Source organism: Neobacillus drentensis (assembly GCF_036966985.1).
Classification (GTDB): Bacteria; Bacillota; Bacilli; order Bacillales; family Cytobacillaceae; genus Neobacillus; species Neobacillus drentensis_E.
The window spans coordinates 1-3,214 of the sequence record NZ_JBALSN010000465.1 but is presented as its reverse complement, the minus strand read 5'-3'; the positions used below and the strand labels follow the sequence as shown (position 1 = coordinate 3,214).

The 3,214-nt window shown below is 37.6% G+C and carries 3 protein-coding genes; all 3 read left to right on the top strand.

The annotated features are described in order from the left end of the window. The first annotated feature begins 361 nt into the window (after positions 1-361). The gene (gene ttdA, locus V7659_RS25470) at positions 362-1,273 is read left to right on the top strand and encodes a L(+)-tartrate dehydratase subunit alpha (protein WP_335542910.1); all 912 of its coding nucleotides are present in this window, start codon (positions 362-364) and stop codon (positions 1,271-1,273) included. Next, entirely contained in the window at positions 1,270-1,881 is a 612-nt protein-coding gene (gene ttdB / locus V7659_RS25465) for a L(+)-tartrate dehydratase subunit beta (protein WP_335542909.1), read from the top strand. Before ttdA ends, ttdB begins: the two co-directional genes overlap by 4 nt. A 69-nt stretch (positions 1,882-1,950) precedes the next feature. Then, on the top strand, positions 1,951-2,748 hold the full coding sequence (locus tag V7659_RS25460; RefSeq protein ID WP_335542908.1) for a fumarylacetoacetate hydrolase family protein: 798 nt from the start codon (positions 1,951-1,953) through the stop codon (positions 2,746-2,748). Positions 2,749-3,214: the final 466 nt, after the last annotated feature.

The following is a 3,214-nucleotide window of genomic DNA, read 5'->3' as shown; positions in this document are numbered from 1 at the left end:
TCATGGGATAGTTGCTATACGAAAAATATGGTTACTAGACATTCGACTACCTCCTTCAATTTCATGTTCGTTTCATTATTTCAGGTGAAAACCCTTACAGCAATTATTACTTAACGTATACATTATTGTCAATATTTTATTTTTAGTTCCATTTTCCTATATATCAAAAGACACAAAGGAAACACAATTAAAAAACAATAAATTAAAGGGTTTTTAAGTCAATAATATCAAACTATCAATCCTATTTTTTAAAAACCCATTGACATTAACGTATACATTAATTAATAATTAACACATAAAGTCAGTCACACCATCACTAAACTAACTGGGTTACGAACTAACCATAAAAAGGAGAGTTATTATGAACGCTATTATGGAAAAAACACAGCAAAAAGAAAAGATGACGAATCTGATGTCAAAGTTTATATCCCTTGTCAGCTACAAACTTCCAGACGATGTGGAAAATAAGCTGAAAGAGCTGAGCGAAGGGGAAGATAATCCTCTTGCAAAAATCATCTATAAAACTATGTTTGATAACCAGAAGCTCGCCTTTGAGTTAAAGAGACCTTCCTGTCAGGATACAGGCGTTCTTCAGTTTTTTGTAAAGTGTGGAGAGAACTTCCCTTTGATTGGGCAATTGGAAAGTATTCTAAGAAATAGTGTCTTTCAGTCAACCAAAGAAACACCTTTGCGTCACAATTCTGTAGAGACATTCGATGAGTATAATACAGGAAAGAATATCGGGAACGGTTCACCAAGTATCTTCTGGGAGATTGAAGAAGACAGTGACAAAGTGGAAATCTACACTTATATGGCAGGAGGCGGATGTACCCTTCCTGGAGTGGCAACGGTTCTAATGCCCGGTGAAGGCTATGAAGGCGTAGTAAAGTTTGTTCTTGATCGCATGACAAGTTATGGACTTAATGCTTGTCCCCCACTTCTTGTAGGTGTTGGCGTCGGTACTTCTGTTGAAACAGCAGCATTAAATTCAAAATTAGCCCTTATGAGACCCGTTGGAAGTCAAAATGAAAATGAAAACGCTGCAAAGATGGAAAGACTTCTTGAGGATGGAATTAACGCGATTGGCCTTGGACCTCAGGGACTTAAGGGCTCTAAATCCGTCATGGGTGTAAATGTTGTGAATACTGCAAGACATCCTTCTACTATTGGAGTTGCAGTTAATACCGGATGCTGGTCCCATAGAAGAGGAAAGATCACCTTTGATAGTAATTTGAACTATGAAATTAGTACTCACGAGGGGGTAACACTATGAGTAAGAAAGTATTAACAACACCTATAAAAGATGAAGATCTTAAAGAAATCCGAATTGGAGACATTATCTACCTAACCGGTACGATTGTTACTTGCAGGGATGTTGCCCATAGAAGGCTTATTGAAGAAAAAATTCCATTACCTGTAGATCTTAGGGGTAAAGCTATTTTCCATGCTGGTCCTATTGTTAGAGACCTCGGAAATGAACAATACGAGATTGTCTCTATTGGCCCCACAACCAGTATGAGAATGGAAAAGTTTGAAAAGGAATTTATTGAAGAAACAGGTGTTAAACTCATTGTTGGAAAAGGTGGAATGGGGAAGAACACTGAAGAAGGTTGCAAGACTCATAAAGCACTGCACCTCGTTTTTCCAGCCGGAAATGCCGTTTTTGCCGCAACAAAGGTTGAAGAAATTAAAGAAGTACACTGGAAAGACCTTGGAATGCCTGAATCTCTTTGGGTCTGTGAAGTGAATGAGTTCGGTCCTCTGATTGTTTCTATTGACGCAGAAGGAAATAACGTCTTTGAGGAAAATAAGGTGGAGTTCAATAAAAAGAAGGACGAACAAATTGAGTTAATCAGCCAGCAGGTTCGATTTATCAAGTAAGTGTTTCAATAGCATGATTTCTTTTAGATATACTATTTTATCTATTGATGGAGATGGTGTGGTATGATAATGCAGGTACTACAAAAAACACAAACAATAGTTCGATATCAGAATGATAACCGTGAAGTATATTACGGAATTGTTGAGGATAATAAAATTTCACAATTGTCTAGTAATTTCGCGGAAATTCTAAACAATGAACTAAAATTTGATGGTGTAAGAGTTAAATATAGTGATGTGAAAATATTGGAACCTGTAGCACCCTCAAAAGTAGTTAATTTCGGCTGGACCTACGCTGCACATGCAAAAGAAACTGGAGGCAAGGCCAATCTCAAAGAACCGTTTTTGTTTTTAAAGCCGGCATCTTCCTTGATTCCAGATCAAGGGGAAATCATTCTTCCTTCAAGTGAGTTAACCAAGCAGGTGGAATTGGAAGGAGAAGTGGCACTTGTTATTGGCAAGCGTGGGAAAAACATAAAAGAAGAAGAAGCATTGGATTATGTTTTTGGCTGTACAATCTTTAATGATGTAACAGCTAGAGATCTGACAAAAAAGGATCCCCAGTTTACACGCGGCAAGGGGTTCGACACATTTGGTCCTTTAGGTCCGTGTATCGTGACAGGGATAGATCCAACTAATTTGCAAATAGTTACAACCTTAAACGGAAAAGTCGTACAGGATGGTAATACGAATCAAATGTCACTTTCCATTCCTTACCTTATCAGTTGGATATCACAGGTTATGACACTTGAGCCAGGTGATGTTTTGGCTACTGGTTCTCCTTCTGGCAGTTGTCCGATGAAGTCCGGTGATGTTGTTTCTGTGGAAGTAGAAAATATCGGGAAACTATGTAATTATGTAATATAGCATATTCTAAACCAGAGCTGCAGCGGATTTCTTGAAAATCTCTGCAGCCCTTTTTCATTAATTAAGGCATCGACCGGATAATTTGTAATATTTCACTGCGTGCTCTATAACGGTGGGATTGTAATTGGATTTATTTCCTAGTGTGGTATCAGGCACCACACTAGGAAATAAGGACCACAGGGTCTTCTGTTTTCCAAGGATTTACACCTTAATTTTAGGCTCTGTTATTGCTGAATATTGGTTTCGCAGTGTTTGAAAAATTAAACGGAAAAATTCTTTTTAAAATTGGGAAATACCCATATTTTCTTTAAAATAAAGGAAGTTTTTCCGTTTATATTATCCAAATCTTTGGATTTTGCCTTATTTAGAGCAGTTAATCGGAATACTCCGCTTATATCTGCTTCTTAAGCCTCCACTATATATATTAGCCGGAAATTCTCCGCCTATGAATTCTCATACCTACACG